The following is a 1,176-nucleotide window of genomic DNA, read 5'->3' as shown; positions in this document are numbered from 1 at the left end:
CATCGGCCTGTTCGGCACCTGGCCGGATGTCTGGGTCGTGGTCGGCGCCGGCCTGGTGATCGGTGCCGGGATTTATGTGCTGCGCGGCCGCGCCACGGCCCTGCCTAGGCCGCCGCGAGCGGTGCATGGCGGGCGAGCCAATCCCAGAGGAACGGCACCAGCCCGCGGTCGGTGAACAGGCGCACCCGGTCGGCATCCGCCAGCAGGGTGACTGGCTGCAGCGCCAGGAGGGTGCGGGCGACCTGACCATCCGCGGGTACCGCCGGGCAGCCATGGGCCAGCAGCTCCCAGGCGCCCGGCCCGATCAGGTCGATCGCCGGCAGCCCGTCGGTCAGGTCGGTCACCAGGGTCGCGCGCGGTGCCGCCGCGCGGATGCGCCGTGCCAGGTCGAAGCGGTCCAGGTGCTCGCTGACGACCAGCCAGCGGTCCGGCCCGGTCCATAGCGAGCGGGGCTCGGGGCCGCCGGCACTGCCGGGTGTCGGGTCCAGACGGTGGCCCAGCACGTCCGCCAGCGCCTCGCCCAGGCCCGCCGCACCATGGGTACCCGCCACGCCGATCACGGCCCGGAGCGCTGCCACCTCTACCCGCAGGTCCATGACCGCCGGGATCGGCGCCAGCCCCAGCGCATCGGCCAGCGGCAGCGGACGCAGCTCGAAAACCTCAGCCACGCAGGCGCTCCCCCGCAGGATCGTAGAAGACCGGGCTCACCACCCGTGCACGGTAGGTCCGGTCCAGGTGGAACAGGTTGACTTCCGCACCCTGTGCCTGCAGCGCCCTTCCGTCCGCCAGGATGGCCAGGGCGATCGGCTGGCCGAGCGTGGGCGAGCGGTAGGCGGAGGTGACGTAGCCGCGGCTCCTCCGGTTGCCCGCTTCGTCGCGGATGAACATGTGGGCGCCGGTCGGGATCGGCTCGTCCGGGACGGTGTTGAGCAGCCCCACCAGTTCCAGCCGCCCGGCCTCGCGGCTGGCCACCCGCTGCAGGGAGCGGCGACCGACGAAGTCGTGCCGCTTGGTGCGCAGCGGCGCGGTGAAACCCAGGTCCTGCGGCTCGGTGTTGCCGTCCGTGTCGCGGCCCACCAGCACGTAGCCCTTCTCCGCGCGCAGCACGAGCAGGGCCTCGGAGCCGAGCGGCACCATGCCGTCTGGCGCACCCAGCTCCTCCAGGTGGCGATAAAG

Annotated in this window: 2 protein-coding genes; both read right to left on the bottom strand. The window is 73.3% G+C overall.

Annotated elements, in window-relative coordinates:
- Window positions 1–104: 104 nt before the first annotated feature.
- On the bottom strand, window positions 105–668 hold the full coding sequence (locus EQG76_RS30485; RefSeq protein ID WP_159718986.1) for an aminomethyltransferase family protein: 564 nt from the start codon (window positions 666–668) through the stop codon (window positions 105–107).
- The coding region (locus tag EQG76_RS30480) for a glycine cleavage T C-terminal barrel domain-containing protein (RefSeq protein WP_321573537.1) at window positions 661–1,176 on the bottom strand (516 nt) is incomplete at its 5' end. The genes EQG76_RS30480 and EQG76_RS30485, both read right to left, overlap by 8 nt.

The organism is Geminicoccus flavidas (assembly GCF_009806515.1).
GTDB classification, from domain to species: Bacteria; Pseudomonadota; Alphaproteobacteria; order Geminicoccales; family Geminicoccaceae; genus Geminicoccus; species Geminicoccus flavidus.
Note: the sequence above shows the minus strand (reverse complement) of the source record. Positions and strands in the feature narration are given on the sequence as shown.